Annotated in this window: 26 protein-coding genes; 15 read left to right on the top strand and 11 right to left on the bottom strand. The window is 61.7% G+C overall.

The features are described 5' to 3' along the window. Positions 1–97: 97 nt before the first annotated feature. On the bottom strand, positions 98–994 hold the full coding sequence (locus PYH37_RS25100) for a LysR family transcriptional regulator (RefSeq protein WP_280734171.1): 897 nt from the start codon (positions 992–994) through the stop codon (positions 98–100). A gap of 107 nt (positions 995–1101) precedes the next feature. Between PYH37_RS25100 and PYH37_RS25095 the strand changes: the two genes are divergently transcribed. After that, the gene (locus tag PYH37_RS25095; protein ID WP_280734170.1) at positions 1102–2124 is read left to right on the top strand and encodes a zinc-dependent alcohol dehydrogenase family protein; all 1023 of its coding nucleotides are present in this window, start codon (positions 1102–1104) and stop codon (positions 2122–2124) included. 171 nt (positions 2125–2295) lie between these two features. Here PYH37_RS25095 and preA read toward each other — a convergent pair whose 3' ends face one another. Both preA and PYH37_RS25085 read right to left on the bottom strand, forming a co-directional pair. Continuing rightward, positions 2296–3609, bottom strand: coding sequence for an NAD-dependent dihydropyrimidine dehydrogenase subunit PreA (preA, locus tag PYH37_RS25090; protein ID WP_280734169.1), 1314 nt, complete (start codon positions 3607–3609; stop codon positions 2296–2298). 31 nt (positions 3610–3640) lie between these two features. After that, positions 3641–5002 carry an NAD(P)-dependent oxidoreductase gene (locus PYH37_RS25085; RefSeq protein ID WP_280734168.1) on the bottom strand — a complete coding sequence of 454 codons (1362 nt, stop codon included), beginning with the start codon at positions 5000–5002 and terminating at the stop codon, positions 3641–3643. 199 nt (positions 5003–5201) lie between these two features. Between PYH37_RS25085 and PYH37_RS25080 the strand changes: the two genes are divergently transcribed. The 9 genes from PYH37_RS25080 to PYH37_RS25040 all read left to right on the top strand — a co-directional run bounded on the left by PYH37_RS25080 (position 5202) and on the right by PYH37_RS25040 (position 15263). Then, positions 5202–6155 (top strand): sugar-binding transcriptional regulator, encoded by a 954-nt coding sequence (locus PYH37_RS25080; RefSeq protein WP_280734167.1) that lies wholly within the window; start codon positions 5202–5204, stop codon positions 6153–6155. A gap of 206 nt (positions 6156–6361) precedes the next feature. Beyond that, positions 6362–7672, top strand: coding sequence for an ABC transporter substrate-binding protein (locus tag PYH37_RS25075; RefSeq protein ID WP_280734166.1), 1311 nt, complete (start codon positions 6362–6364; stop codon positions 7670–7672). 236 nt (positions 7673–7908) lie between these two features. Beyond that, positions 7909–8781 carry a carbohydrate ABC transporter permease gene (locus PYH37_RS25070; RefSeq protein WP_280736156.1) on the top strand — a complete coding sequence of 291 codons (873 nt, stop codon included), beginning with the start codon at positions 7909–7911 and terminating at the stop codon, positions 8779–8781. A gap of 3 nt (positions 8782–8784) precedes the next feature. Then, positions 8785–9615, top strand: a complete 831-nt coding sequence (locus tag PYH37_RS25065) for a carbohydrate ABC transporter permease (protein WP_280734165.1) — start codon at positions 8785–8787, stop codon at positions 9613–9615. 10 nt (positions 9616–9625) lie between these two features. After that, positions 9626–10627 (top strand): ABC transporter ATP-binding protein, encoded by a 1002-nt coding sequence (locus PYH37_RS25060; RefSeq protein ID WP_280734164.1) that lies wholly within the window; start codon positions 9626–9628, stop codon positions 10625–10627. Further along, positions 10624–11397: an L-iditol 2-dehydrogenase gene (locus PYH37_RS25055; protein WP_280734163.1), complete on the top strand. Its 774-nt coding sequence runs from the start codon at positions 10624–10626 to the stop codon at positions 11395–11397. The genes PYH37_RS25060 and PYH37_RS25055 overlap by 4 nt, the downstream gene beginning before the upstream one ends. 38 nt (positions 11398–11435) lie before the next feature. Further along, positions 11436–12920 carry a mannitol dehydrogenase family protein gene (locus tag PYH37_RS25050; RefSeq protein ID WP_280734162.1) on the top strand — a complete coding sequence of 495 codons (1485 nt, stop codon included), beginning with the start codon at positions 11436–11438 and terminating at the stop codon, positions 12918–12920. A gap of 4 nt (positions 12921–12924) precedes the next feature. Beyond that, positions 12925–13593 (top strand): HAD family hydrolase, encoded by a 669-nt coding sequence (locus tag PYH37_RS25045; RefSeq protein ID WP_280734161.1) that lies wholly within the window; start codon positions 12925–12927, stop codon positions 13591–13593. 86 nt (positions 13594–13679) lie between these two features. Continuing rightward, positions 13680–15263: an FGGY-family carbohydrate kinase gene (locus tag PYH37_RS25040; protein ID WP_280734160.1), complete on the top strand. Its 1584-nt coding sequence runs from the start codon at positions 13680–13682 to the stop codon at positions 15261–15263. A 468-nt stretch (positions 15264–15731) separates the two neighbouring features. Here the strand turns inward: PYH37_RS25040 and PYH37_RS25035 are convergent, their stop codons facing one another. Next, positions 15732–16526, bottom strand: coding sequence for a response regulator (locus PYH37_RS25035; RefSeq protein WP_280734159.1), 795 nt, complete (start codon positions 16524–16526; stop codon positions 15732–15734). 137 nt (positions 16527–16663) lie between these two features. Between PYH37_RS25035 and rsiA1 the strand changes: the two genes are divergently transcribed. From rsiA1 to PYH37_RS25020, 3 genes are all read left to right on the top strand, one after another. Beyond that, a complete protein-coding gene (gene rsiA1 / locus PYH37_RS25030) occupies positions 16664–16858 on the top strand; it encodes an anti-sigma factor RsiA1 (RefSeq protein ID WP_280734158.1) in 195 nt (64 codons plus the stop codon). Positions 16859–16866: 8 nt separating this feature from the next. Further along, positions 16867–17421, top strand: a complete 555-nt coding sequence (locus PYH37_RS25025) for an RNA polymerase sigma factor (protein ID WP_280734157.1) — start codon at positions 16867–16869, stop codon at positions 17419–17421. A 206-nt stretch (positions 17422–17627) separates the two neighbouring features. Then, positions 17628–19133, top strand: coding sequence for a sensor histidine kinase (locus PYH37_RS25020; protein ID WP_280734156.1), 1506 nt, complete (start codon positions 17628–17630; stop codon positions 19131–19133). A 23-nt stretch (positions 19134–19156) separates the two neighbouring features. Here the strand turns inward: PYH37_RS25020 and PYH37_RS25015 are convergent, their stop codons facing one another. The 7 genes from PYH37_RS25015 to hemP all read right to left on the bottom strand — a co-directional run bounded on the left by PYH37_RS25015 (position 19157) and on the right by hemP (position 24284). Next, positions 19157–19594 (bottom strand): hypothetical protein, encoded by a 438-nt coding sequence (locus PYH37_RS25015; protein ID WP_280734155.1) that lies wholly within the window; start codon positions 19592–19594, stop codon positions 19157–19159. A gap of 117 nt (positions 19595–19711) precedes the next feature. Further along, positions 19712–20071 (bottom strand): glycine zipper domain-containing protein, encoded by a 360-nt coding sequence (locus PYH37_RS25010; RefSeq protein WP_280734154.1) that lies wholly within the window; start codon positions 20069–20071, stop codon positions 19712–19714. Between the two features lie 155 nt (positions 20072–20226). Further along, positions 20227–21018 (bottom strand): heme ABC transporter ATP-binding protein, encoded by a 792-nt coding sequence (locus PYH37_RS25005; protein WP_280734153.1) that lies wholly within the window; start codon positions 21016–21018, stop codon positions 20227–20229. 9 nt (positions 21019–21027) lie between these two features. After that, complete coding sequence (locus tag PYH37_RS25000) at positions 21028–22152, bottom strand: FecCD family ABC transporter permease (RefSeq protein ID WP_280734152.1); 1125 nt, start codon at positions 22150–22152, stop codon at positions 21028–21030. Further along, a complete protein-coding gene (locus PYH37_RS24995) occupies positions 22139–23089 on the bottom strand; it encodes a heme/hemin ABC transporter substrate-binding protein (protein WP_280734151.1) in 951 nt (316 codons plus the stop codon). The genes PYH37_RS25000 and PYH37_RS24995 overlap by 14 nt, the downstream gene beginning before the upstream one ends. Before the next feature lie 9 nt (positions 23090–23098). Continuing rightward, positions 23099–24160, bottom strand: a complete 1062-nt coding sequence (locus PYH37_RS24990) for a hemin-degrading factor (RefSeq protein WP_280734150.1) — start codon at positions 24158–24160, stop codon at positions 23099–23101. A gap of 10 nt (positions 24161–24170) precedes the next feature. Next, positions 24171–24284, bottom strand: coding sequence for a hemin uptake protein HemP (gene hemP, locus PYH37_RS24985; protein ID WP_342394679.1), 114 nt, complete (start codon positions 24282–24284; stop codon positions 24171–24173). A gap of 259 nt (positions 24285–24543) precedes the next feature. On the opposite strand from hemP, the gene PYH37_RS24980 reads away from it, so the two are divergent. Next, the gene (locus tag PYH37_RS24980) at positions 24544–24981 is read left to right on the top strand and encodes a hypothetical protein (protein WP_280734149.1); all 438 of its coding nucleotides are present in this window, start codon (positions 24544–24546) and stop codon (positions 24979–24981) included. Positions 24982–25021: 40 nt separating this feature from the next. Further along, the gene (locus PYH37_RS24975) at positions 25022–25942 is read left to right on the top strand and encodes an energy transducer TonB family protein (protein ID WP_280734148.1); all 921 of its coding nucleotides are present in this window, start codon (positions 25022–25024) and stop codon (positions 25940–25942) included. The last annotated feature ends 129 nt before the right edge of the window (positions 25943–26071 follow it).

The raw sequence follows: 26071 nt of genomic DNA, 5'->3' as shown, positions 1-26071 counted from the left end.
CGGCGGTGCCGACAACTTACGATTCGTACACAAACTGTTTCGTTTTTGTGTCTTGTGCCGCGCCGGTTGCCCATATTATTCCGCCGGGTCCCTCACTCTACTCCATAATGCGCGGCAGGCCCGCAGCGAGCCGGTCGATCACGACGCGCAGCTTCGGCAGCATGTGCTGCGTTCGAGGCCAGACGGCGTACGCCTTGAAGATCAGAGCGGGCCGATCGGTCAGCACGCGAACGAGCTCGCCGCGCTGCACTCGTTCGCGCACCAGCCAGCAGGGCAGCCAGGCAAGGCCGAGGCCGTCGACGGCAGCATCGGCGATGGCGGCCAGATCGTCGAGCCGCAGGCGCGTTTTCGGCAGAACGGTCTCCGCGGCATCGCCGTTCGACGGAAAGGACCAAGGACGCTGCTCGCCTCGGCTGTAGACCACCGCGTCATGTGCCGCGAGATCGGCAAGCGTCTTTGGCGCGCCACGTTCAGCGAGATAGGCGGGAGAGGCGCAAACCGTCATGCGCTGTTCCGCGATCGTCCGCGTCATCAGCCCGGAATCATTGCCGACCGAGCCATTGCGGATCGCGAGATCGAAGCCTTCATCGAGCAGATCGACGATGCGGTCGTTGAAGGAAAGATCGAGTTGCAGACGCGGGTGAGCGCGAAGCAGATCGACAAGCAGCGGCGTTACGCATTTGCGGCCGAAGAGGACCGGCATCGAAATGCGCAGCCGGCCGCGAATTTCCTGCCTGCCGGATTCGAGAAGCGCTTCCGCGGTCCTGATTTCACCAAGCGCCTTTTGGCAACCCTCGTAGAAGAGCTGCCCTTCATCGGTGAGGCTCTGCGCTCGTGTGGTGCGATGAAAGAGCCGGACGCCGAGCCGTTGCTCAAGCCGGGCCACCGTCTTGCCGACCGCCGATCGCGAAAGGTTGAGCCGCTCCGCGGCTGCCGAGAAGCCGCCGGCATCGGCGACTTCCACAAATACCGAAATGCCGGTGAAACGCTCCATGCGATTGTATCCACTAGAGAACCAATAAAGGGAAATCTTATCGCAACTGGCGCTCAGAATTCAACACTATGCTCGCCCCGATCACCATCGATGTGAAAGGAACGAGCATGTCAAAATGGATGAGAGCATGGAGCACGGAAACAGTCGGACCGCACAATCTGAAGATTGCGGAACGCCGGGTGCCGGAAGTCGGCGACGGCGAGATCCTGGTGCGCACGACAGCCGTGTCGCTCAACTACCGCGACAAGCTGGTGCTTGAAACCGGCATGGGCTTGGATCTGACCTTTCCCTTCGTGCCGGCTTCCGACATGAGCGGCATGGTCGAAGCGGTTGGCAAGAACGTTCGGCGATTCAAGGTCGGGGAGCGCGTGATATCGACCTTTGCCCCCGGCTGGCTCGACGGTTTGCGGCCCGGAAACGGCAGGACGCCCTCTTATGTCACGCTCGGCGGCGTGCTCCCGGGCGTCATGTCCGAATATGTCGCCTTTCCCGAAGATTGGTTCGTCGCGGCGCCCATAAGCCTCGATGCCGCTGAGGCCAGCACTTTGCCATGCGCCGGCCTCACGGCTTGGTTTGCGCTCATTGAGAAGGGGCACTTAAGGGCCGGCGACCGCGTCGTCGTGCAGGGCACGGGCGGGGTCGCGCTTTTCGGTCTGCAGATCGCCAAGGCGAGCGGCGCCGAAGTGATCGTGACCTCAGGTAGTGAGGAAAAGCTTGAGCGCGCGCTGGCACTCGGCGCTGGCCATGGCATCAACCGTCTGACGGAGGACTGGGTGGAGCGTGTCTATGCGCTGACCGACGACCACGGCGCCGATCACATTTTCGAAATCGCCGGCGGCACCGGTCTCGGCCAATCGCTGAAGGCAGTCGCGGCGGATGGGCGCATCTCGGTGATCGGCGTTTTGGAAGGTTTCGAGATTTCGGGACCGGTTGCGCCGCTGCTTTTGAAATCGCCGGTGCTGCAGGGCATCAGCGTCGGGCACCGCCGGGCGCTCGAAGATCTGGTCGGCGCGATCGACCGGGCCGGATTGAAACCGGTCATCGACAAGAGATACAAGTTTGGCGAATTCCGCGAGGCGCTCGCGCATCTCGATCGTGGACCCTTCGGCAAGGTGGTGATCGAATTCTAGAGCGCCGTGCGTTCAAGTGAACGTACAAAGGACGCTCTAGCACTCTAGATTCTAGAGCATCTTGTCCGCTTGCAGCGGTTCCGCTTGAAAGCGGGATGCTCTAGCGCCGGGTAAGTGTAGTACAGAAGGCCGCCGGGTATCTCTCCGGCGGCCTTCTGATTGATCTTTCCGTTACTCCGCGGCTTGGCGGGCCATCGGATTGTTCGGATGGGTCGTCCAGTTGGCGTAGTTCGGATCGACCGGTTTGCCGGTGCGCTTGTCGATCGTGCCAGCGGCAAGCGGTTCCATCGTGATGCAGTTCTCGACCGGACAGACATTGACGCAGAGGTTGCAGCCGACGCATTCCTCTTCGATCACCTCGAAATGGCGCACGCCGTTGACGAACTGCGTGATCGCCTGGTGCGAGGTGTCCTCGCAGGCGATGTGACAGCGGCCGCATTTGATGCAGGCGTCCTGATCGATCTTCGCCTTGGCGACGTAGTTGAGGTTCAGATACTGCCAGTCCGTGACGTTCGGCACGGCGCGGCCGGTGATGTCGTCGAGCGTGCGGTGGCCCTTGGCATCCATCCAGTCCGAGAGACCCGTGATCATCTCCTGAACGATCTTGAATCCGTAGGTCATAGCGGCCGTGCAGACCTGCACGTTGCCGGCACCGAGGGCCAGGAATTCGGCCGCATCGCGCCAGGTGGTGATGCCGCCGATACCGGAGATCGGCAGGCCGTATGTCTCCGGATCGCGGGCGATCTCGGCAACCATGTTGAGAGCGATCGGCTTGACTGCCGGGCCGCAGTAACCGCCATGGCTGCCGCGGCCATCGATCGAGGGCTCCGGCGAGAAGGTGTCGAGATTGACCGCGGTGATCGAGTTGATCGTGTTGATCAGCGACACGGCGTCGGTGCCGCCGGCCTTGGCGGCGCGGGCAGGCTTGCGGATATCGGTGATGTTGGGCGTCAGCTTAGTGATCACAGGCATGCGCGTGTACTGTTTGCACCAGCGGACGACCATTTCGATATATTCCGGCACCTGGCCGACCGCAGAGCCCATGCCGCGCTCGGACATGCCGTGCGGACAGCCGAAATTGAGTTCGATGCCGTCGGCGCCGGTTTCCTCGACCAGCGGCAGGATCGCCTTCCAGGCGTTCTCCTCACAAGGCACCATGATCGAGGCGATGAGCGCGCGGTCCGGCCAGTTCATCTTCACCTGCTTCATCTCGCGCAGGTTCACGTAGAGATCGCGGTCGGTGATGAGCTCGATATTGTTTAAGCCCAGCAGCCGCCGGTCCGCGCCCCAGATCGCGCCGTAGCGCGGGCCGTTGACGTTGACGACCGGCGGTCCTTCCTCGCCGAGCGTCTTCCAGACGACGCCACCCCAGCCGGCCTTGAAGGCGCGCTCGACGTTATAGGCCTTGTCCGTCGGCGGCGCCGAGGCGAGCCAGAACGGGTTCGGGGATTTGATGCCGACAAAATTGTTGCGAAGATCAGCCATTGTTCTCGTCCTCTCGATCCTGTTCTGCTTTTCAAGCAACGGCGCTCGCCAGCGGGGCTACCGCGGCGAAAGCCCGGTTGATCGATTCGGCGGCATCGCGGCCCATGGCAACGGCGGAAACCGTGAGGTCCTCTCCGCCAAGCACGCAATCGCCACCCGCCCAGACATTGGCGATCGAGGTGCGGCCTCCGGCATCGGTGACGATGCGTCCGCCTTGAAGCTGCAAAGCTCCAAGTTCGGAAGCCTCGAAGGTCTGGCCGATTGCCTTGAAGATCTGGTCGGCTGCGATGATACCCGTTTCGCCGGTCGCCGTCAGCTTGCCGTCTTCGATCGTCGTGTATTCGAGTTCGATGCCGGCGACCCTGCCGTCCTTTACGGCAATGCGCTTCGGCTGCAGCCAGTGGCGGATGGTGACGCCCTTGGAGGCCGCAAGGTCCTGCTCGAACTCGGAGGCGTTCATGTGCTCCTTGCCGCGGCGATAGCAGATCGTCACCTCCTTGGCCCCGAGCAGCTTTGCCTGAACGGCCGCGTCGATCGCGGTCATGCCGCCGCCGAGCACGACAACGCGACGGCCGACGGGAATATCGGCCTTGGTCTTCGACTGGCGGAGTGCGGCAATAAAATCGACCGCGTCCTCAAAGCCTTCGGCATTCTCGCCTTCGATCCGGAGCGCGTTGACGCCGGCAAGGCCGAGGCCGAGGAACACGGCGTCATATTGTTCCGTCAGGTCGGGGAGCGAGAAGTCGCGGCCGAGCGCCTGGCCGTGGCGTATCTCGATGCCGCCGATCGACAGAACGTAGTCGACTTCCTTCTGTGCGAAATCGTCGACCGACTTGTAGGCGGCGATGCCGTATTCATTGAGGCCGCCGGATTTTTCACGGGCATCATAGATGACGACATCGTGGCCGTTGACGGCCAGCCGATGGGCGCAGGCAAGGCCTGCCGGACCGGCGCCGACGACAGCAACCCTGCGACCGGAAGAGGCGGCACGCGTGTAGAACTGCTTGTTCTCTCTCATCGCGACGTCGGTCGCATAACGCTGCAGCCGACCGATCTCGACCGGGCGCTCCTCCGCCGTATTGCGGACGCAGGCCTGCTCGCAGAGCGTTTCGGTGGGACAGACGCGGGCGCACATGCCGCCGAGTATATTCTGGTCGAAGATCGTCTTCGCCGAGCCGATCGGATTGCCAGTCGATATCTGCCGGATGAACAGCGGGATATCGATGGAGGTGGGACAGGCCGTCATGCAGGGCGCGTCATGACAGAAATAGCAGCGGTCGGCGGCGACCAGGGCCTCGTGCTTGTCGAGCGGCGGATGCAGATCGGAGAAATTGGTTTCGTATTCCGCGAGCGGCAGCCTGCCGCCGAGGATCCCAGATTGCGTCGTTCCCATTTTTGGCTCCCAATGTTTTCTCAGGATGAGGGAACGGTAACACGCTTTATTTTTTTATCAAACGGTAAAAGTTTGGTCGCGTTTCCCGCAGATCCCGGAAAACCCGAGCGTTTTTGCCTGAAGCGCCGATCGATTTCCGGCTTTGTTTGACAGCGCACGGCAAATAGTGGCAGCAAATCAAAGGGAAGGAGACGAATACATGGCGCGCAGGGCGGAAACCAACAACAGGCTCGACGATGCCGCCCGCGCGGGTTGGCTGTATTATGTCGCAGGCCGGACGCAGGACGAGATCGCCTCGATCATGGGCATTTCGCGACAGTCGGCGCAGCGCCTCGTTTCCCTTGCCATGGCCGAGCGGTTGATCAAGGTGCGGCTCGATCATCCGATTGCCGCCTGCCTCGAGGCGGCGGCCCGGCTCAAGGACAAATACGAGCTGAAGCATGTCGATATCGTGCCGAGCGACCCGGGCTCGATGTCGACAACGGTCGGTATCGCGGAGGCCGGTGCAGCTGAGATCGAGCGCTGGCTGAAATCGACGGACCCCGTCGTGCTTGCCATCGGAACGGGGCGGACGCTGAAGGCGGCGATCGACCAACTGCCTTCCATGGAATGCCCGCAACACCGCATCGTCTCTCTGACCGGCAACATCAGGCTCGATGGTTCGGCAGCCTACTACAACGTCATCTTCAGCATGGCGGACGCAATCAAGGCGCGGCATTTTCCCATGCCCTTGCCGGTTCTCGTCTCGTCGGCTGAAGAGCGGGAAGTGCTTCACAATCAGAGTCTCGTAAAAATTGCCCTGCAACTCGGCGCGGAGGCCAATGCCGCCTTCGTCGGCGTCGGCGAGCTGGGTCCCGACGCGCCGCTCTGCGAGGACGGGTTTCTGGCGCGAGACGAAATGGCACGGCTGACGGCTGCCGGTGCCGCCGGGGAGATCTGCGGGTGGATGTTCGATCATGAGGGCGAACTGCTGACCGGCAGCATCAACGAACGCGTCGCCTCCGTTCCGCTGCCGCCCCGCGACCGGGCTTCGGTCATCGGCATTGCCAAAGGCCGGCGCAAATATGAGGCGCTCAGGGCGGCCCTCAAGGGCAGGATCATCAACGGGCTGATCACCGACGAAACCACGGCCGATTATCTGCTCGGCGCTTGAATCGGGCAAACCGATTTCGAGGCTGCGCGATCTTCATGATCTGGCCGTTCCTGTGAACCGCCTCCGATAAAATAATCCGAACGAAAAACAAGCCGTTAGCCTTTCGTTTGCACCGCAGCAACGAATGCGGATTGACTTTTTGCGGCAACGGGTGAGTAATTGCCCATGAGCAAAGCAAATGCTCATTTTCTTCTGGGAGGAAGTCGATGAATTTAAGAACTTTCCTGCTGGGCACGTGCTCGGCAGTCGCTCTGGCGGGTCTGGCCCAAGCAGAAACCCTGACCATTGCGACCGTGAACAACGGCGACATGATCCGGATGCAAAAGCTGACGGACGATTTCACGTCGAAAAATCCGGACATTGAGCTCGAGTGGGTCACGCTCGAGGAAAACGTGCTGCGCCAGCGCGTAACGACGGACATCGCGACGAAGGGCGGCCAGTACGACATCATGACGATCGGCACCTATGAAGTGCCGATCTGGGCCAAGCAGGGCTGGCTGCTGCCGCTCGAAAATCTCGGGCCGGATTATGACGTCGACGACCTGCTGCCGGCGATCCGCTCCGGCCTGACGATCGACGGCAAGCTCTATGCGGCGCCCTTCTACGGCGAGAGCTCGATGGTCATGTATCGGAAGGACCTGTTCGAAAAGGCGGGCCTGACCATGCCCGACGCGCCGACCTGGGACTTCATTGCCGATGCGGCGCGCAAGATCACCGACAAGAACAATGAAATCTATGGCATCTGCCTGCGCGGCAAAGCGGGTTGGGGCGAGAACATGGCCTTCCTCACCGCGACCGCGAACGCTTTCGGGGCGCGCTGGTTCGACGAGAACTGGAAGCCTCAGTTCGACCAGCCGGAGTGGAAGAAGACGCTCGATTTCTACGTCAAGCTGATGAATGACGCCGGACCGCCCGGTGCCTCGTCGAACGGCTTCAACGAAAACCTGTCGCTCTTCCAGACCGGCAAGTGCGGCATGTGGATCGACGCGACGGTCGCGGCTTCCTTCGTGACCAATCCGAAGGAATCGACTGTTGCCGACAAGGTCGGCTTCGCGCTCGCGCCTGATACCGGCCTCGGCAAGCGCGGCAACTGGCTCTGGGCCTGGAATCTCGCAATCCCCGCGGGCTCGCAGAAGGCGGAAGCCGCCGAGAAGTTCATCGCCTGGGCGACCAGCAAGGACTATCTGAAGCTTGTTGCGGAGAAGGAAGGCTGGGCAAACGTGCCTCCCGGCACGCGCATCTCGCTTTATGAAAATCCGGAATACCAGAAGGCGGCGCCATTCGCGAAGATGACGCTGGACTCGATCAACGCGGCCGATCCGAAGAACCCGGCTGTCAAGCCGGTGCCCTATGTCGGCGTGCAATTCGTGGCGATCCCGGAATTCCAAGGGCTTGGCACGGCGGTTGGCCAGCAGTTCTCGGCGGCGCTTGCCGGTCAGATGAGTGTCGATCAGGCGCTTGCGAGTGCGCAGCAACTGACGACACGCGAAATGACGAAGGCCGGCTACATCAAATAAGGCTCCCAAGGGCCGGGGTGCCGGTTGGAAACGGCAGGCGCTCCGGCAACTCCTGGAGCGGGAAGGGGTCAGGCGGGCTTTCCACCCGTATCCCGCTCCAGCTTTTAAGATCACGTCGACGATTCTTGGAACGGTTCGGTCCAAGTCGCCGAGATCGAAAAGGGATGTCCGGCATGCGCGGAGAACCGCGCGGCTTCTTCTCTTGGAACAGCGTTGACATTCACATGGGGGACGCCATGGCGACCTTGCACACCCGCTCCGCTGCGCGCCTGATGATCGCGCCCTCGGTGCTTCTGCTTCTAGCCTGGATGATCGTGCCGCTGGCGATGACCATCTATTTCTCGCTGCTCCGCTACAACCTGCTGATGCCGGGAATGGAGGAGTTCGCGGGTCTTTCCAACTACACCTACTTCCTGACCGATCCGGCCTTCTTTCAGGCGATCTTCAACACGCTCGCAATTGTTCTCGGCGTGCTGTTCATCACGGTGATCGGCGGCATCGGGCTTGCGCTTCTTCTCGACCAGCCGATGTTCGGGCAGGGGATCGTGCGTATCCTGGTGATTGCGCCGTTCCTGATCATGCCAACGGTGGCAGCACTGGTCTGGAAGAACATGTTCATGAATCCGGTGAACGGGCTCTTTGCCTGGCTCGCCAAGCTTGTCGGTCTTCAGCCCTACGACTTTCTGGCCAACGCGCCGCTCATGTCGGTGATCGTCATCGTCGCCTGGCAGTGGCTGCCGTTCGCGACGTTGATCCTGCTGACGGCGCTGCAGTCGCTCGACGAGGAGCAGAAGGAGGCCGCTCAGATGGATGGGGCCGGCGCCTGGAGCCGTTTCATCTATCTGGTTCTGCCGCATCTCTCCCGGGCGATCACCGTCGTGATCCTCATCCAGACGATCTTCCTGCTGTCGGTCTTTGCCGAAATCCTGGTCACCACCAACGGCGGCCCCGGCACACAGAGCACGAATCTGACCTTCCTCGTCTATGCGCAGGCGCTTCTACAGTTCGACGTGGGCGGCGCGTCCGCCGGGGGCATCATCGCCGTCATCCTCGCCAATATCGTCGCATTCTTCCTGATGCGCATGATCGGCAAGACGTTGGAGGCTTGAATCATGGCACGCAACGTTTCCACCCAACGCAAACTGGTCACCACGGCGGTCGCCTGGACGGTCGGCATACTGATCTTCTTTCCGATCCTCTGGACGTTCCTGACGAGCTTCAAGACGGAGGCGCAAGCGATTGCCTCGCCGCCCGTACTTCTCTTCTTCGACTGGACCACCGAGAACTATCATGAAGTGCAGGCCCGCTCGAACTACTTCAAGCACTTCATGAATTCGGTCGTCGTCTCGTTCGGCTCGACGCTCCTCGGTCTCCTCATCGCCATCCCATCCGCCTGGGCGATGGCCTTCGCACCGACGAAACGCACCAAGGATGTCTTGATGTGGATGCTCTCCACCAAGATGATGCCGCCGGTCGGGGTGCTGGTGCCGATGTATCTCATGTTCCGCAACAGCGGTCTTCTCGACACCCGGACCGGACTGGTGATTGTGCTGACGCTCATCAATCTGCCGATCATCATCTGGATGCTCTACACCTATTTCAAGGAGATCCCGGGCGAGATCCTCGAGGCGGCGCGTATGGATGGCGCCTCGCTTGCCAAGGAGATCATCTACGTGCTGACGCCGATGGCGATCCCCGGCATTGCCTCGACGCTGCTCCTCAACATCATTCTCGCCTGGAATGAGGCGTTCTGGACCTTGAACCTCAGTGCGGCGAAGGCGGCACCATTGACCGCCTTCATCGCCTCCTATTCCAGCCCGGAGGGCCTCTTCTACGCAAAGCTTTCGGCGGCCTCGACGATGGCAATCGCCCCCATCCTCATTCTCGGCTGGTTCTCGCAGAAACAGCTTGTACGCGGCCTCACCTTCGGCGCGGTCAAATAAGGGTACGACCATGGGAAGCATCACACTCAAGAACGTATCGAAGGTTTTCGGCGCCCATGCCGTCATCCCGTCGATCGACCTCGATATCACCGACGGCGAATTCGTCGTCTTCGTCGGACCGTCCGGCTGCGGCAAGTCCACATTGCTGAGACTGATCGCCGGGTTGGAGGACGTCAGCGACGGCGAGATCGTCATCGACGGCAAGAACGCGACTGACCTGCCGCCGGCAAAACGCGGCCTCTCAATGGTGTTCCAGTCCTACGCGCTTTATCCGCATATGAGCGTGCGCTCGAACATCGCCTTCCCGCTGAAGATGGCGGGCGAGGAAAAGGCGGCGATCGACAAGAAGGTCGCGGACGCGGCCCGCGTTCTCAACCTTACCGATTATCTCGATCGGAAACCGCGTCAGCTTTCCGGCGGCCAGCGCCAGCGCGTTGCGATCGGCCGCGCCATCGTCCGTCAGCCGGAGGCGTTTCTGTTCGACGAGCCGCTTTCGAACCTCGACGCGGCGCTGCGCGTCAACATGCGGCTCGAAATCAGCCAGTTGCACCAGCAATTGAAGACGACGATGGTCTACGTCACCCACGATCAGGTGGAAGCCATGACCATGGCCGACAAGATCGTCGTGCTCAACCGCGGCCGCATCGAGCAGGTGGGCTCGCCGCTCGATCTCTATCACAAGCCGGACAATCTCTTCGTCGCCGGCTTCATCGGCTCGCCGAAGATGAACTTCGTCTCCGGGGCGCCGGCGGCCGCCCTCCAGGCGCATACGATCGGCGTTCGTCCCGAACACCTCGTGCTTTCGAAGGAGCAGGGCACCTGGCGGGGGACGGTCGGCGTGGCCGAGCACCTCGGCTCAGATACCTTCCTGCATGTGAACGCCGATGGCATCGGCACGCTGACGGCGCGCGTCGCCGGAGACTTCGCCGTAACACATGGCGACCGGGTGTTCCTGACGCCGGATCCGCAACGCGTGCACAAGTTTGACGAAAAGGGACTCGCAATTCGATGAAACGTCTTGAAGGTAAGAGCGCGCTGATCACGGGTTCGGCGCGGGGAATCGGCCGCGCTTTCGCGGAGGCCTACGTGCGCGAAGGCGCTAAAGTCGCGATCGCCGACATCAATATCGAGCGCGCTCAGCAAACGGCTGCCGAGATCGGGCCGGCGGCCTACGCTGTTCAGATGGACGTCACGCGGCAGGAGTCTATCGATGCCGCAATAGCGGCCGCCGTCGAAAAGGCCGGCGGTCTCGATATTCTCATCAACAATGCCGCCCTCTTCGATCTGGCGCCGATCGTCGAGATCACGCGCGCGAGCTATGAGCGGCTCTTCTCCATCAATGTTGCCGGCACGCTGTTTACGCTGCAGGCGGCAGCCAAACAGATGATCGCTCAGGGACGCGGCGGCAAGATCATCAACATGGCAAGCCAGGCCGGCCGGCGGGGGGAGGCGCTGGTGGCGATCTATTGCGCAACCAAAGCCGCCGTCATCAGCCTCACCCAATCGGCCGGGCTCGATCTCATCAAGCATCGCATCAATGTGAATGCCATCGCCCCCGGCGTTGTCGAAGGCGAGCACTGGGAAGGAGTCGATGCGCTGTTCGCCAAATATGAAAATCGTCCTCTCGGCGAAAAGAAGCGGCTGGTCGGCGAAGCCGTTCCCTACGGGCGCATGGGAACGGCCGAGGATCTGACCGGCATGGCGATCTTCCTCGCTTCGTCCGAAAGCGATTACGTGGTGGCGCAGACCTACAACGTCGACGGCGGCAACTGGATGAGCTGAGGCTCGTTGAATGACGGGTTCTTGAAAAGGAACATAGGATGACCACCAAACTCTCCCTCGCCACGCTCGATGCGATCAAGGCCAAGGCCGGCGTTCCGAAGTATGATCGGCATGATCTCCGAGCCGGCATCGTCCACTTCGGCGTCGGCAATTTCCATCGTGCGCATCAGGCGGTCTATCTCGACGACCTTTTCAATCTGGGGCGCGATCATGATTGGGCGATCATCGGTGCGGGGGTGCTGCCATCCGACGAAGTCATGCGCGCCAAGCTCGAGGCGCAGGACTTCTTGACGACCGTCGTCGAGCAGGACAACAACCGGACCGGCGCACATATTACCGGCGCGATGATTGCCTATCTGAAGCCAGGAGATACGCCGGCCATCGTGGCGCAGCTTGCAAGCCCGTTCATTCGCATCGTCTCGCTGACGATCACCGAAGGCGGCTATTTCATTGATCCGGCTTCCGGCGTTTTCAACCCGTCCCACCCCGCAATCGCCGAAGACGCCAGGAACCCGGCAGCGCCGAAGACGGTCTTCGGACTCATTCTGGCTGGGCTTGCCGAGCGCAGGGCAAGGGGTATCGCGCCATTCACCATCATGTCGTGTGACAATATTCCCGGCAACGGCGAGGTGACGCATGCGGCCGTTTCCGGTCTCGCGCGCCTTTCGGATCCCGGCTTCGCGGACTGGATCGATGCCAATGTCGCCTTCCCGAACGGCATGGTCGACCGCATCACGCCGGCGACCGGCGCCCGCGAAATCGGTTTCGTCGCTTCGGAGTACGGCATCGACGACGTCTGGCCGGTCTTTTGCGAGGAGTTCAAGCAATGGGTGCTGGAGGACCACTTCCCGCAGGGGCGCCCGGCGCTCGAAAAGGTTGGCGTCCAGTTCGTGCCGGATGTCGCGCCGTACGAACACATGAAGATCCGCATCCTGAACGGCGGTCATGCGGCGATCGCCTATCCGGCCGCATTGCTCGACATTCATTTCGTCCACGAGGCGATGGAGGAGCCGCTGATCCGCTCGTTCCTCGCCAAGCTCGAACATGAGGAAATCATCCCGGTCATTCCTCCGGTCCCGGACACGGATTTGAAGGATTATTACACCCTTATAGAGAGCCGTTTTGCCAACCCGAAGATCGGCGATACCATCCCGCGCCTGGCTCAGGATGGCTCGAACCGCCAGCCGAAATTCATCCTTCCGTCAACGGCCGATCGCTTGCGGCACGGCCAGGACGTGGTCGGCCTGTCGCTCGTCTCCGCGCTCTGGTGCCGCTACTTTGCCGGCAAATCCGATAGCGGCAAGGATATCGTCTTCAATGACGCGAGCGCCGATCGCCTGCATGCGGCTGCCCTTGCGGCCAAAGACGACCCGTTGGCCTTCCTCGCGCTTTCCGACATCTTCGGCGACGTGGTGCAATCCGATCTTTTCCGCCGCCGCTTCGGCCACGCCTTGAAAACCCTCTGGGAAAAGGGTACGCGCGCCACGCTCCAGCTTTATCTGGACGGCAAACTCGGGGAATAGCGCAATGGCGGACCAGGCGTCCAGGCTGGTGATCTTCGACTGTGACGGCGTGCTGGTGGACAGTGAACCTATCTCCCTCGACGTGCTGGTCGAAGCGCTGGGTGCTGCCGGCGTTTCGATGACGGCGGAGGAGGCGAGCGAGCGCTTTCTCGGCCGTAGCTTAAAGAGCATGTCCGCGATTCTGCACGACGAACATGGGCTTGCAACCGACGACGCCTTTCTCGAAGGCATGCGAATGCGGCTCTATGCGCGTTTCCGGGAGGAATTGAAGCCGGTCCTCGGGATACGCAACGCCGTCGAGCAGCTTGACGCCGCCTCATGCGTAGCTTCGTCGAGCCAGCCGGAGCGCATCCGGCTGTCGCTGACCGTCACCGGGCTGCTCGATCTCTTCGAACCGAACATCTTCAGCGCCAGCATGGTGGCGCATGGCAAGCCGGCGCCCGATCTGTTTCTGCATGCGAGCGCGCAAATGGGCTACGAACCGGCGAACTGCGTCGTGATCGAGGACAGTCCGGCCGGCATCGAGGCCGCCAAGGCGGCGGGCATGCGCGTCTTTGCCTTCGCAGGTGCCAGCCACGCGCGAAACCACCGCCACCGGCAGGCGCTCGCCAATCTTCATCCCGACGTGCTGTTTGACGACATGAGCGAATTGATACAGTTTGTCCGGCAATGACCGGGAGGAGGACAAGCGGTTTTTTGCCCGCATCTCCCTCCGACGTCTTATAATCAATCACCATCTCGGGACGGGGACATTCATTGATGCGCGAGTACGTCGTTGCGGTCGATATCGGAACTGGTAGCGCCCGCGCCGGCATCTTTGATCGGAAGGGCGCGCTTCTGGCGCGGGCCGACCGACCGATCGCCATGAACCGGCCGGAAGAAAACCACGCCGAACACGATTCCGAGGACATCTGGGCCTCCGTTTGCGGAGCGGTCAGGGCGGCCCGGGAGAAAGCCGGCGTGGGCGCCGAGAATATCGCCGCGATCGGCTTCGATGCGACCTGTTCGCTGGTCGTGCGCGACCGTGACGGTGCGCCCCTATCGGTCAATCGCAAAGGCGACGCACGCTGGGACACGATCGTCTGGCTCGATCACAGGGCCTTGGCGGAGGCCGATTTCTGTACGGCGACGCAGCATCCCGTCCTCGATCATTCGGGCCGGGTGATGTCGCCGGAGATGGAAATGCCGAAGCTGATGTGGCTTAAGCGAAACCTGCCGAGACAATGGGAGGAGGCGGGCTATTTCTTCGATCTCGCGGACTACACGACATGGCGGGCAACGGGAAGCGCGGCCCGCTCGCGCTGCACCCTGACGGCGAAATGGAACTATCTCGCCCACAGGCCCCGCGGCTGGCAACAGGACTATCTCGAGCGGATCGGTCTCGAGGACCTTCTTGATCGAGGCCGCTTGCCGGAAGAGACGTTAGCGGTGGACCGCGCCGTCGGCCGCCTGAGCGCGACCGCGGCAGAGGAGCTCGGGCTCGACACCGAATGCCGGGTCGCCCCGGGACTGATCGACGCCTATGCCGGGGCGCTCGGCGTGCTCGGCGGATTTGCCGGTGATCCGGCGAGGCTCGAACGCCAATTGGCGCTGATCGCCGGAACTTCGAGCTGCATCGTCGCCTTCTCCAGGGACATGAAGCCTGGCTTCGGCATGTGGGGCCCCTATTTCGAAGCGGTATTGCCCGGCTTCTGGTTGATCGAAGGCGGCCAATCGGCGACCGGAGCGCTGCTCGATCACATCGTGCACATGCACGGGGGCGGACGCGAACCCACGGCCGAGATGCACATGAAAATCATCGAACGTGTCCAGGAACTTCGCGCCCTGCAGGGTGCCGATTTCGCCGATCGGTTGCATGTCCTTCCGGACTTTCACGGCAACCGTTCGCCGCTTGCCGATCCGCACGCGCTCGGCGTCATCAGCGGGCTTCCGCTCGATTCTTCCTTCGATGCCCTCTGCCGTCTGTACTGGCGAACTTGTGTCGCGATCGCCCTCGGCATCAGACACATTCTCGAAATGATGAAAGAGGCCGGCTACGATCTCGATACGCTGCACGTCACCGGCGGACATGTGCGCAATCCGCTGCTGATGGAACTTTATTGCGACGTGACCGGCTGCCGGGTGATTGCCCCTCAAGCGCCCGATGCGGTGCTGCTCGGCACGGCAATGGCGGCGGCCGTCGCGGGCGACCTCTATCCGGACCTCGCGCAGGCCGGCATCGAAATGTCGTCCGCCGGACAGGAACGTATTCCGGATCCCGCGTTGCGCAGCGTCTATGACCGTGATTACCGACACTTTCTCGCGCTTTATCGGCATCGCGCCGAGCTGGAGGCGATAGAGTAGCGGCGCGCTACAGCGCCGTTGCGTCTTTTCAGACGCGCAAGGGTCGCTGTAGCACTTTGAATTGCTGCATGTTTTTCCCTTAAATCGGCTCCGATCAAAGGAAACATGCAGTGGATCACAATGATTTTCGGTCGAATCGACCCAGTCATGAACGTGATCGATTGTATTTAAGTTGAGCGGTATGCGGGCGGAAAGCCGCGCACACTTTTCCTCATCCCGCTCTGGCGACGCCGTTTTTGCGGTGGAACCTTTTCCTGCTTCGCGCGTTTTTGTGACAGCCGGACGGTGACGCACATCGCCCCCAATGTGACGTCGGAGGCATACCGCCGGTCGCACAACTCACATCCCCTCTGTGAGTTGAACAAGCTCAGCCAGTGCCCTTCCCTCGGCACTGGCTGTTTTGCGTTATGGCAACAAAGCGACCGTGCCGGAATCCGGAAACCAGACTCACGATCCGGAAACCGGAACTCAGGCGGCCGCTTTCGTCGATTCGTTGAAGAACAGTGCTTGGCTGATCAGCGCCTTGACCATCTCAGGATTGAAAGGCTTGGTGACAAGGAAGGTCGGCTCTGGTCTTTCGCCCGTCAGCAGCCGCTCCGGGAATGCGGTGATGAAGATGACCGGAATGGCGCTGGTTTTGAGAATCTCGTTGACCGCATCGATGCCCGAGCTGCCGTCGGCAAGCTGAATGTCGGCCAACACCATGCTCGGCTTTGTCTTTTCGTAGAGCTCGATGGCTTCGTCCTTGGTGCGCGCGATACCCGTGACGCGGTGGCCGAGGCTTTCGACCATCTGCTCGATGTCGATCGCGATCAGCGGTTCATCCTCGATAATCATGATATCGGTTGCGACCTGACGGGAGATTTCCTGAGATGCACGGTCGAGGAGCGCGCTCAACTTATTCGCATCGACATCAAGCACTTCCGCGGCCTCGTGCGGAGTAAAACCCTCGACGGAAACGAGCAGAAAAGCCTGGCGCGCGAGCGGCGAGACCGCGGCAAGATTGACCGACGCCCGCTGCTCCCAGGCGAAGGGGGAAACCGGCTCCGGGACCAGAACGGACGACGAACCGAAAAGCGATGTGTAGAGACGAAATAATGCCACCCTGTCGTTACTTGCTTCAGGGAATATGGACATATCCGTGATCAGGGCTTCGAGGACGGCTGCGACATAGGCGTCGCCCGAGGTTTGAGACCCGGTCAGGGCGCGGGAATAACGGCGCAGATAGGGCAAAAATGGAGCAATCCGGGTGGACAATGTCATGCAGGACTCCCTCGGTAATATCTTTAAATTTGTTCCGCTGCGGAAACGTCTCGCCGAAAAAAAGGTTCCGCTGCGGAACATTTCATTTTTGCGGTGCGTTATGGGGCAGGCGAACACTTGAAGGCGATAATTGTAAAATGAGATATACTTCAGGGGCAGGGCGGACGATCGGCAAAAACCCGACGACTGACGATCCGAATGCGCAGATCGCGGCGAAGCTGAAGGCGCTCTATCAATCGGTGCAGGAGGAGGCGATACCGGCCCGCTTTCTCGATCTTCTGGAAAAGCTGGAAGCAGCGGAACGGCAATCCGTTCTGCAGGGCAGGGAGTAGGCATCGGGATGCCATCCGAAAACCAAGAGTTCAAGCGTGAGATGCTTGCCGCGCTGCCGAGCCTGCGTGCCTTTGCCATGTCTTTGATCGGGCGCCACGACCGGGCAGACGATCTTGTGCAGGACACCATCATGAAGGCCTGGGCCAAGCAGGACCATTTCGAGATGGGCACCAACATGAAAGCCTGGCTCTTCACGATCCTGCGCAACGAACTCTACAGCCAGATGCGCAAGCGCGGCCGCGAGGTGCAAGATAGCGACGGCCATTTTACCGAAACTCTCGCCCACCACCCCGAGCAATATGGCTCGCTCGATCTGCAGGATTTCCGCCGCGCCCTGGACCAACTGCCGCCCGATCAGCGCGAAGCCATCATCCTTGTCGGGGCTTCCGGTTTTTCATATGAAGAGGCCGCCACGATCTGCGGCTGCGCGCTCGGCACGATCAAGAGCCGCGTCAATCGCGCGCGCCAGCGCCTTCAGGAGATTCTCCAGGTGCGGGGCGAGAACGACTACGGGCCGGACGAAACCTCTGCGCCCATCACCTCGCGTGCCTTCGTTTCCTAATTCTCGTGCACATTCCAAGCCGGACCGCTTGAAGTCGGAGGCGGTTGTTTGCAAACGGTCGCCGCAGCAGTTTGGGTTGCTGCATAATTTTCGCCTAAAATCGGTTCTGATAAGGAGTCATGCAGTAGGCGCAGTCGCTTTCGGTGACTGGCCTGTGGTATCTGTTCGGTTATCCTGGCGGTTGCGCGAGTTTGGAGTTTGGCCGGATGCGTGAGAAGGCAGAAGCAATGCTTTCAGCGGTGGCGCAGGTGCTTGATGCACCGGAGCGGCTTGGGATGCTGCACGCGGCCGCGCCGGACATGGCGATACCGGATGGCGACTTCGACGAGATCGCGAAGCTCGCGGCGAGCCTGTTCGACGCACCGATTGCGCTCGTCAGCCTCGTCGATCGCGAATGGCAATGGTTCAAGGCCGCTGTGGGAACGACGGAAACGCGCATGCCCGCCGATGATTCCTTTTGCGTGCATACCATCGCGCAGGCCGAGGGCGGTGCCTTTCTCGTGCTCGATGCCTCTCTACACCCGGCGTTCCGTCACGAGCAGAGGGTGGTTCAGCCACCATTCCTGCGTTTTTATGCGGGTGCTTCGATCTTTCTGGACGGACAGGCAGTGGGCACCGTCTGTGTCTTCGATGTGGCGCCGCGCCGCGAGGTCGCACCAAAACAGGTCGAGGAGCTGAGGCGGATCGCCGGCATCGCCGCCTCTCTCCTCAAACTGAAGGAGGAGGCGCGTCGACGCGCACTTAAGGAAGCCGCACTTTCGCGCGAGGAACAACGCCTTGCCATGGCGCTTGATGCCGCGAATGTCGGCAGTTGGCTCTGGGATATCCGTGCCGGTACGGTGGCGGGCAACGGCGCGATGATGCGGATGTTCGGTCTTCCAGCCGAACGTACCGTTGGCGCCAGAGCAGTTTTCTCGGCGATCCATCCCGACGATCGCGCCCCGACTTTCTCGAAGCTTCGGCAGGCGATGGCCGCCAACGAGGAATATGACGGCATGTTCCGGATCGGTGAGAGCGGACGCTGGCTGCTCGGCCGCGGCAGGGTGCATGATCGCGACAGCAAGGGCGCGCCGCTGACCTTTCTCGGCATGACGATCGACGTCTCCGACCAGCAGGCTTCCGTCCAGCGCACGCGCCTCCTGCTCAAGGAGCTGAACCACCGTGTCAAGAACACGCTCGCGATGCTGCAATCGCTTGCGCGCCAGACGCTGCGGCAGACCAGCGATCCCGCCGAGTTCATGGCAGCTTTTGCCGGCAGACTTCAGGCCATTTCGGAAGCGCATGGCCTCTTGTCGGATTATGAATGGGGCACGATTCGCCTGGCGGAGCTGATTTCGAAACAGTTGCGGCCCTATGTCAGCGATTACGCCGAACAGGTCGAATTGCATAAGGACGAGATCCTGCTGGGTCCGGATCAGGCCGTGGGGCTCGGCCTGGTGCTGCATGAATTGGCGACGAACGCGGTGAAGTACGGTGCGCTTTCGGTGCCGAAGGGCAAGATCGTGTTGACGGCGCGCGGCGTCGTCGAGGACGGGGACGCGGTGCTGCATCTGACCTGGACGGAAGTCGGCGGGCCGCCCGTCCGTGAGCCGAGGCGCCGCGGCTTCGGTTCGATCCTGATCGAGCGCAGCCTGGACAAGATCATCGGCAGTTCGGTCAAAGTGGAATACATGCCGGCGGGCGTGACGGCGCTTATTCGCTTGCCGCTATAGGGCATATAGAGCCGGCAAGAGAGCTATCTCCTTTGCCGCTTGCGCCGCCCGCCCTTGCTGCCGAACCCCAGCAGGCCGCCGAGAGCTGCCGTGGTGACGACGGCCAGGAGCGGCCGTTTGCGAAGAATGCTGTTGGCGGCCAAAAGGGCCACGTTTGCCTGTGCGATCGCCCGGCTCCGGCGTTCATTCGCAAGGCGTCGATCGTGCGCACGAAGCACAGCCATCACGGCCATTAATATGAGGGCGGTCAAAAACAGAGCGGCGGCAATGCTGAACGCGGCGAGGAGCGGCGAATAGCGGTTGCTCAAAAATATCGAAACCGCAATCAGGGCGAACACGTAAGCCGTGCCGAGAAACAGTGCGATAATCGACCAGAGAACGAAATTGCGCTTGAAGCGCGAGGCGGCGACACTGATGTCCGCGGCGAACCAGGCGGACAGGAGGGCTCCGATCGTTCCCATGACTTACTCCCCGGTCATCCCGCCGCAACATTCGCCTTCACTGGCGTGAAGACGAAATCTCCAACCCATGCATAAGACGCGCGGCGCTGTTGTGCCGCCCCAATTGTCCTTGCCATGTCAACGGCGCAGCAAGGCGGCGACGAGAAGACCGAGTGCGGCAGCCACGCCTAGAGTGGCGACCGGGTGCTCGCGAACTGCCTCGCGAACCTGGCGTTCTGTGCCGGAATACCGGCTGCGCAGTTCCGAAAGAATCTCCTCGGCATTCGACAGGAGATCCTGAAGGCCCGCTTCGGTCTGTTCGCGCAGATCCCTGGCCTTTCCCTTGGCATCCTTCGAAACAGCCGCGCCACGATCAGTCAGCACGCTCGCCAATGCAGCAATGTCGTCCCGCATTTCCTGCAATTGCTCTTCGATGGATTGTTCCAGACCCGCACCGTTGCGTTTCCTGGCACCTGAGCTCGAGAAGAGACCTACCATGTTATGTGCTCCCTTTCGCTGTGATGCCGGCAGAAGCGGCCGGCAAAGGTGTTTGCTCTCCGACACGAGTTCAAAGAGCAGCAAAGCAACTAACGCACGAAAAGAGAAATTGTTTCGACGGGGCTTGGCCTTACGGGGACTGTTCCGCGAATTCGTCAGGCGGTAGCGGTTTGCGGCAGCACGAAGGGCACGTCGTTTCCCGGTGCGACACCCACGCGCATTCGGCAGCCGAATACAGCTTCCATGGTCTCGTCGGTTAAAACGTCCTTTGGGGCTCCGCTGGCGCGGACGCGGCCAGCTTTCATCATGATCATCCGATCGGCGAACATCGCCGTGAGATTGAGATCGTGCATCACCGCGACAACACCGCCGCCCTTTTCACAGAACTGGCGCGCGAGCCGCATGATCGTCAGCTGGTGACGGATATCGAGGCTCGATACCGGCTCATCGAGCAGGAGGTAGCGAGGTTCCCCATCGCCGACCGGTTCCGAGATCTGGCAGAGGACGCGCGCGAGCTGGACCCGCTGCTGTTCGCCGCCGGACAGCTCCTGATAGAAACGTCCGCCAAAGCCGGCTAGGTCTACGGCGTTGAGCGCCTCGGCGGCAATACGATCATTGGTGGCGGCATCGGAGGCTGCGCCGGCTGAGAGCCCGAGCCGGACGATTTCCCGTACCGTGAAGGGAAAAGAAATCACTGTCGATTGCGGCAGGACGCCTCGCTTCAGCGCGAGCTCCCAGGGCCTCAGGCCGGCGAGATCACGGCCGTTGATGGTTACCCTGCCAGCGGAAAGGGAGATCTCTCCCGAGATTGCCTTCAATGTGGTGGTTTTGCCCGAGCCGTTCGGGCCGACGATCGCCGTCATCGCGCCGGGGGCGGCGTCGAACGAGACACCGTGGAGCACCGGCCTGCCGGCAAGACGGACAGAAAGGTTGGCAGCGCTGATCATAGCCCTCGGTCAAAGTCCCATGTTCGAACGCCCGCGCAGCAGGACCCACAGGAAGAAGGGTGCTCCCACAAAGGCGGTGATGATGCCGATCGGCAGTTCGGCGGGCGAGACGATCGTGCGGGCCAGCATGTCGGCAAAGAGCAGCATGGTGCCGCCGAGCAGGGCGGAAGCAGGCAGCAGGTAGCGGTGATCCGGGCCGATGACGAGGCGCAGGAGGTGCGGTACGACGATGCCGACGAAGCCGATGCCGCCGCTGACGGCGACCGATGCCCCGATCGCCGCGGCAACGCCGAAGACCGCGATGTTCTTCAGCCGCTGGACTGGAATGCCCATATGGAATGCCGCAGCCTCGCCGAGCGTGATCGCGTTGAGCCCGCGCGCCAGAAAGGGCACGACGGCGAGCGAGACGAGGATGATCGGACCGGCGGCAACGATCTTCGTCCAATTGGCGCCCGCAAGCGAGCCGAGGTTCCAGAAAGTGAGGTCACGCAATTGCTTGTCGTCGGCAATGAAGACGAGCACGCCCGTTACCGCATTGGCGAGCGCGGCAAGCGCGATGCCTGCGAGCAGCATCGTCGCCACCGAGGTCTGGCCGCCGCGCGTTGCGATCCGATAGAGGAGCAGGGTTGTGCCAAGGCCGCCTAGAAAAGCGCCGATCGGAAGCGCATAGAAGCCGACGAGCGCGAACAGCGGGCCGAACGTTGCGCTGCCGAGCACGATCACCAGGACGGCGCCGAGGCTCGCGCCGGACGAGACGCCGACAAGCCCGGGGTCGGCCAGCGGATTGCGGAAGAGGCCCTGCATCACGACGCCGGAAACGGCGAGCGAAGCGCCGACCAGCATGCCGAGCACGGCGCGCGGCAGGCGAATATCGAGAATGATGATGCGATCGCGCGCGCTCAGCACCTGATCGACCGTGCGGTCGCCAACGAGCCAATGGAAGACATTGGCGAGCGAGGCATCCGCGGCGCCCGTCATGATCGACGTCACGAAGGTCGCGGCCGCGAGCGCTGCCAGCACGGCAATCAGCAGGCGCGCCAGGCTCGCACGGTTTCCGGCCTGCCACTCCCGAGTGATTCTCGCGGCGAAGGCAGGCGCGCCCATGTTGGTTTGCAGGGCCTCATTGCGAGGCATTGGTCTTTTTTCCATAGAGTGCCGCATTCAATTGCCTGATTGCGCTGGCTGTACGCGGGCCGAAACCGAGCAGGTGCAGCCCGTCCATGCGGATCAGCGCCTTGTTTTTCGCCGCGGGCGTCAGGCTCAACGCCGGAAGAGCGAACAATTCGTCCGTGCTTGCCGCATGATCGCCGCCTCTGTCCATCATCAGGATCGCGTCCGGCTTTGCCTCGATGATCGCTTCGTCCGTCACGGCCTTGTAGCCCGGAAAAGCTCCGGCGGCATTGACCGCGCCGGCGAGGTCGATAATGCCGCTGGCGGCAGTGCCCTTGCCCGATGCCAGGATCTTTCCGCCCTGCGTGCTGAGAATGAAGAGGACACGCTTGCGTTCGCTTTGCGGACGCTTGCCTTCCTCGGCGAGCGCCGCGTCCAGATCCTTCTCGACGGATGCAGCCAGGGCTTCCGCCTTGTCCTTCACGCCAAGGAATGCGCCGACCGCGCGGATTTTCGCGACGATGCCTTCCCTGTCATAGGTCTCGGGAATGCTGGTGAAGGGAATGTTCGCTTCCTTCAAAACGGACAGCGCCTCCGGCGGTCCACTGCCTTCGACGGCCACGATTGCCGTCGGATTGACGGCGATGATGCCTTCCGGTGCCAGTTGCCGCATATAGCCGACATCCGGCAGTTTGGTCGCCGCTTCCGGGTAGGTGCTGGTGGAGTCACGCCCGACAAGCCGGCTCTCCTCGCCGAGCGCATAGATGATCTCGGTGATCGCGCCGCCAACCGAAACCACGCGCGAGACGTCCGGCTGCTCCATGCCCTCGGCCATTGCCGGACGCAGGAAAGACGGGCCTCCGGGAGCGAGGGCGGGCAGCACCAAAGGCGCCGACAGTGCGAAGGCGGCGAGCGCCAGTTCCCAGAGCCGTAGGCGGCGGAAGTCGAGACCGGTCGTCATGAGCGTTCCTCAGGCTGCGACGGTGGTGTCGAGGCGGGGCAGACGTTCGACGAGGCCGCGCCACTCCGGCCTTTCGGAAAAGCCTTCCTTACGTTTGCCGAAGAACTGAATGATCATCTCGCCCTTCGCGTTGAGTCCTTCAAGCGAAGTCACATGTCCATCCGTGGTCGGCTTGCGCACCGCCCAGAGTTCGGCGATGTGATCCTTGCGCAGGTGCAAGTGGAATGTCGGATCCATGATGTTGAGCCAAGGGCCCATCGTACCGATATTCGCGAGCGATCCGGAGTGAATTTGTATGACGCCGCGATTGCCGACGAAGCACATGATCGGCAGCTCGGTTTCGGCACTGCCGCGCATCATCATCTCGACGCCCGCGGTATCGAGCCGCCAGGCGAGATCGTCGCCGATCGTCCGCAGGGCCTGACGCCGGCCGATGTTCAGCTTGCGCAGCATGCCGTGGAACTGATGCGTGTCGGTGAGCTTCGTCCAGCGGTCTCGCAGTTCCGCGGCGTCAAGACTGGCATTGGGCTCGCTGTCGCCGGAGGGAGCGCTTGCATCCGCGTTGAAGTCCTGCGACTGGTCCGCCAGGCGAAGGTCTTCGATAATCTTGTCGTAAGCCGCGATGCTGGAAGCGGGACGCAAATGAACTTTGTGGACGGCGTGACCCCATTTGTCGAAAAACTGCAGGCTTCGGCGAACGTCCCCGTTCGCATCCGTCTTTGAAACCGCAAAGCCGTGCGCCCAGGCACTCGGGAAGATGCGCAGGTCGATCTCGGAACCCAGCACCAGGATAGCCGCCTGACCTCCTTTGACGTTGTCATAGACGCCGATCTTTTCATGCACCGCGCTTTCATTGCGGGTGAGCGCCATGACCTCGCCGAGTTCCTCTGCGCGCTGCAGGAAACGATTGGCGTCGCTGTCGATGCGGACTGCCGTGAGACCGCATTCGGCAGCGACGAGTGCTGCTTCCGAAACGCCGAGCTGGGCGGCAATGTCACGCTCCCGCAGCTTCGGATTCGCGGCGCGGTAGGCGCGGATTTCGGAAGGCGTGGGGCGCATGCTGTCGATCATTGTCGTCTGCCTATTTGTTCAGAATCAATTTGCCTTGGCGGGTGATCCTCATTCGGTAGATCACGCCGTCGTGGGAAATGAGGATCTCGCTTTCGCCGCGAAAGAGATCGTGGCTCTCCACGATCCGCTGTGTTCGATGGGTCGTGGTCGGCTGCGGAGATCGTTGGGTATCGGTGTCGTTCGGTGTCACGGCTGGCCAGTTCACGAGGATCGGAACGAGACAGTTTTCCCGTATCCTCCCGCGTATTCCGTTTAAGTATCTTGACTTCTTTAGTCATATTTATTTATGGACGCAATACCGGATTGTTACAGTCAAGTTAATCGATCGCGTCAAGCGGCATGCGCTGGCAGCCTCCGAAGCGCGAACAGTGAGTGGTGTTTCGATGACGCATTTTTCCCGTTTCGCTTTCTCGTGTGCATTTGCAGTTCTCTCCCTCGCGGGGCCGGCCGGAGCGCAGGACGCTGCCGCTTCGGCAGGGCTCACGATCGAGCTCAACGAGATCGTTCCCTCGGAGAAAGGCTGCAAGCTGACCTTCGTCGCCGGCAATGAACTGCAAAAATCGCTCTCGAAAGTTTCGTTCGAATTTGTCCTCTTCGATCAGAAGGGGCTGGTCGAGCGCATGGCGGTGCTGGATTTTCGCGACCTGCCGGCCGGCAAGACAAAGGTTCGGCAATTCGACCTGCCGGGTACGAAATGCGAAACGGTGAAAAGCCTGCTGATCAATGACGCGCCGGCCTGCGTAGGCGACGGTGTCGATAAGGGCGACTGCATGACGGGCCTCAAGACCGGCTCCAAGGCGGCGGTTGAGCTCAAGGGCTGAGCGGTCTGGTCGCTTGTGTCGCAACGAAGGCAAGGCTTGGATGAAGCATACGGTGAAATGGATGGCGGCGATCGGCCTTTCGTTGCTGGCGCATGCCGGCGGCGCGATGCTTTTCACGCCCAGCGTGGAGGACGTTCAGGTGGCCGGCGGCGCCGCGACCGAAGTCACCCTGCTGGGAGACGCTTTCGAGGAGACGTTGCAGGCTGGCGATCCTTCCGAGGTCGTCGAGCCGATGGAAGATACACCTGAAGAACTGAAGCCGACCGAGATCCAGCCGACGGAGGAGGTTGCAGAGAATGTCGAGCCCACAACGCCGGACGCCGCCGCACAGCAGCCTTCCGATGTAACGCCAACTGAAGCCGACGTCATTTTGCCGGCGGAGCAGGTGCCGATACCGCAGGCCGCCGAGGCGGCGGTCACCGCTACCGTCGCTCCGGTCGAAACCGTTGTTCCGAAAGAGAAGCCGGAACCGGAAAAGATCGAGAAGCCCAAAGTCGAGAAGCCGGAACCCAAGAAGGAGCCGGCGAAGAAGAAAAAGATAACGCGGAAGAAGGCGGGCGAAGCGGGCGATCAGGCGAAGTCGCAGAAAAAGGGCCAGGCGGACGGTGCGGAAAACGCCACCGCGAGCGCGGCCAAGGGTGACAATGCGGGTTCTGCACAACAGTCGGGCAATGCCGCCGTTTCGAACTATCCCGGCAAGGTGCGAAGCAAGCTCAATCGCGCCTTCAGATATCCCGCCGAGGCCAAGCGCCAACGCCTGCGCGGTGTTGCCCATGTGCGCTTCACCGTAACCTCCGGTGGTGGCGTTGCGGGCGTCAGCCTCGCGAGGAGCGCCGGTTCGCCTGTTCTCGACGAGGCGGCCCTGGATGCCGTCCGCCGAGCGGCACCCTTTCCGAAAATTCCTGCGGGTGCGGGCCGCGACAGTTGGGTCTTCACCATTCCGCTCGCTTTCAACCGTTGAATAGCTTGCTTTCGACAGCCGCAAAGGCGCAGTCGCTGGCGATGAGTACATTCTTGTCGGCCCCCCGCCGGAGCGTCTTTCCGGGCCAAAAAACTTTCTGCTTTAAGATGACTACAACACTCATGTTTA

Source organism: Sinorhizobium numidicum (genome assembly GCF_029892045.1).
In the GTDB taxonomy this organism is placed as follows: domain Bacteria; phylum Pseudomonadota; class Alphaproteobacteria; order Rhizobiales; family Rhizobiaceae; genus Sinorhizobium; species Sinorhizobium numidicum.
The sequence above is the reverse complement of the archived record's forward strand: the minus strand, read 5'-3'. Positions and strand labels throughout refer to the sequence as shown.

What these genes read in the sequence shown, in the direction of transcription:
- PYH37_RS25100 (WP_280734171.1), bottom strand. Translation starts at nt 994, where the DNA reads ATGGAGCGTTTCACCGGCATTTCGGTATTTGTGGAAGTCGCCGATGCC.
- PYH37_RS25095 (WP_280734170.1), top strand. Translation starts at nt 1,102, where the DNA reads ATGTCAAAATGGATGAGAGCATGGAGCACGGAAACAGTCGGACCGCAC.
- preA (WP_280734169.1), bottom strand. Translation starts at nt 3,609, where the DNA reads ATGGCTGATCTTCGCAACAATTTTGTCGGCATCAAATCCCCGAACCCG.
- PYH37_RS25085 (WP_280734168.1), bottom strand. Translation starts at nt 5,002, where the DNA reads ATGGGAACGACGCAATCTGGGATCCTCGGCGGCAGGCTGCCGCTCGCG.
- PYH37_RS25080 (WP_280734167.1), top strand. Translation starts at nt 5,202, where the DNA reads ATGGCGCGCAGGGCGGAAACCAACAACAGGCTCGACGATGCCGCCCGC.
- PYH37_RS25075 (WP_280734166.1), top strand. Translation starts at nt 6,362, where the DNA reads ATGAATTTAAGAACTTTCCTGCTGGGCACGTGCTCGGCAGTCGCTCTG.
- PYH37_RS25070 (WP_280736156.1), top strand. Translation starts at nt 7,909, where the DNA reads ATGGCGACCTTGCACACCCGCTCCGCTGCGCGCCTGATGATCGCGCCC.
- PYH37_RS25065 (WP_280734165.1), top strand. Translation starts at nt 8,785, where the DNA reads ATGGCACGCAACGTTTCCACCCAACGCAAACTGGTCACCACGGCGGTC.
- PYH37_RS25060 (WP_280734164.1), top strand. Translation starts at nt 9,626, where the DNA reads ATGGGAAGCATCACACTCAAGAACGTATCGAAGGTTTTCGGCGCCCAT.
- PYH37_RS25055 (WP_280734163.1), top strand. Translation starts at nt 10,624, where the DNA reads ATGAAACGTCTTGAAGGTAAGAGCGCGCTGATCACGGGTTCGGCGCGG.
- PYH37_RS25050 (WP_280734162.1), top strand. Translation starts at nt 11,436, where the DNA reads ATGACCACCAAACTCTCCCTCGCCACGCTCGATGCGATCAAGGCCAAG.
- PYH37_RS25045 (WP_280734161.1), top strand. Translation starts at nt 12,925, where the DNA reads ATGGCGGACCAGGCGTCCAGGCTGGTGATCTTCGACTGTGACGGCGTG.
- PYH37_RS25040 (WP_280734160.1), top strand. Translation starts at nt 13,680, where the DNA reads ATGCGCGAGTACGTCGTTGCGGTCGATATCGGAACTGGTAGCGCCCGC.
- PYH37_RS25035 (WP_280734159.1), bottom strand. Translation starts at nt 16,526, where the DNA reads ATGACATTGTCCACCCGGATTGCTCCATTTTTGCCCTATCTGCGCCGT.
- rsiA1 (WP_280734158.1), top strand. Translation starts at nt 16,664, where the DNA reads ATGAGATATACTTCAGGGGCAGGGCGGACGATCGGCAAAAACCCGACG.
- PYH37_RS25025 (WP_280734157.1), top strand. Translation starts at nt 16,867, where the DNA reads ATGCCATCCGAAAACCAAGAGTTCAAGCGTGAGATGCTTGCCGCGCTG.
- PYH37_RS25020 (WP_280734156.1), top strand. Translation starts at nt 17,628, where the DNA reads ATGCGTGAGAAGGCAGAAGCAATGCTTTCAGCGGTGGCGCAGGTGCTT.
- PYH37_RS25015 (WP_280734155.1), bottom strand. Translation starts at nt 19,594, where the DNA reads ATGGGAACGATCGGAGCCCTCCTGTCCGCCTGGTTCGCCGCGGACATC.
- PYH37_RS25010 (WP_280734154.1), bottom strand. Translation starts at nt 20,071, where the DNA reads ATGGTAGGTCTCTTCTCGAGCTCAGGTGCCAGGAAACGCAACGGTGCG.
- PYH37_RS25005 (WP_280734153.1), bottom strand. Translation starts at nt 21,018, where the DNA reads ATGATCAGCGCTGCCAACCTTTCTGTCCGTCTTGCCGGCAGGCCGGTG.
- PYH37_RS25000 (WP_280734152.1), bottom strand. Translation starts at nt 22,152, where the DNA reads ATGCCTCGCAATGAGGCCCTGCAAACCAACATGGGCGCGCCTGCCTTC.
- PYH37_RS24995 (WP_280734151.1), bottom strand. Translation starts at nt 23,089, where the DNA reads ATGACGACCGGTCTCGACTTCCGCCGCCTACGGCTCTGGGAACTGGCG.
- PYH37_RS24990 (WP_280734150.1), bottom strand. Translation starts at nt 24,160, where the DNA reads ATGATCGACAGCATGCGCCCCACGCCTTCCGAAATCCGCGCCTACCGC.
- PYH37_RS24980 (WP_280734149.1), top strand. Translation starts at nt 24,544, where the DNA reads ATGACGCATTTTTCCCGTTTCGCTTTCTCGTGTGCATTTGCAGTTCTC.
- PYH37_RS24975 (WP_280734148.1), top strand. Translation starts at nt 25,022, where the DNA reads ATGAAGCATACGGTGAAATGGATGGCGGCGATCGGCCTTTCGTTGCTG.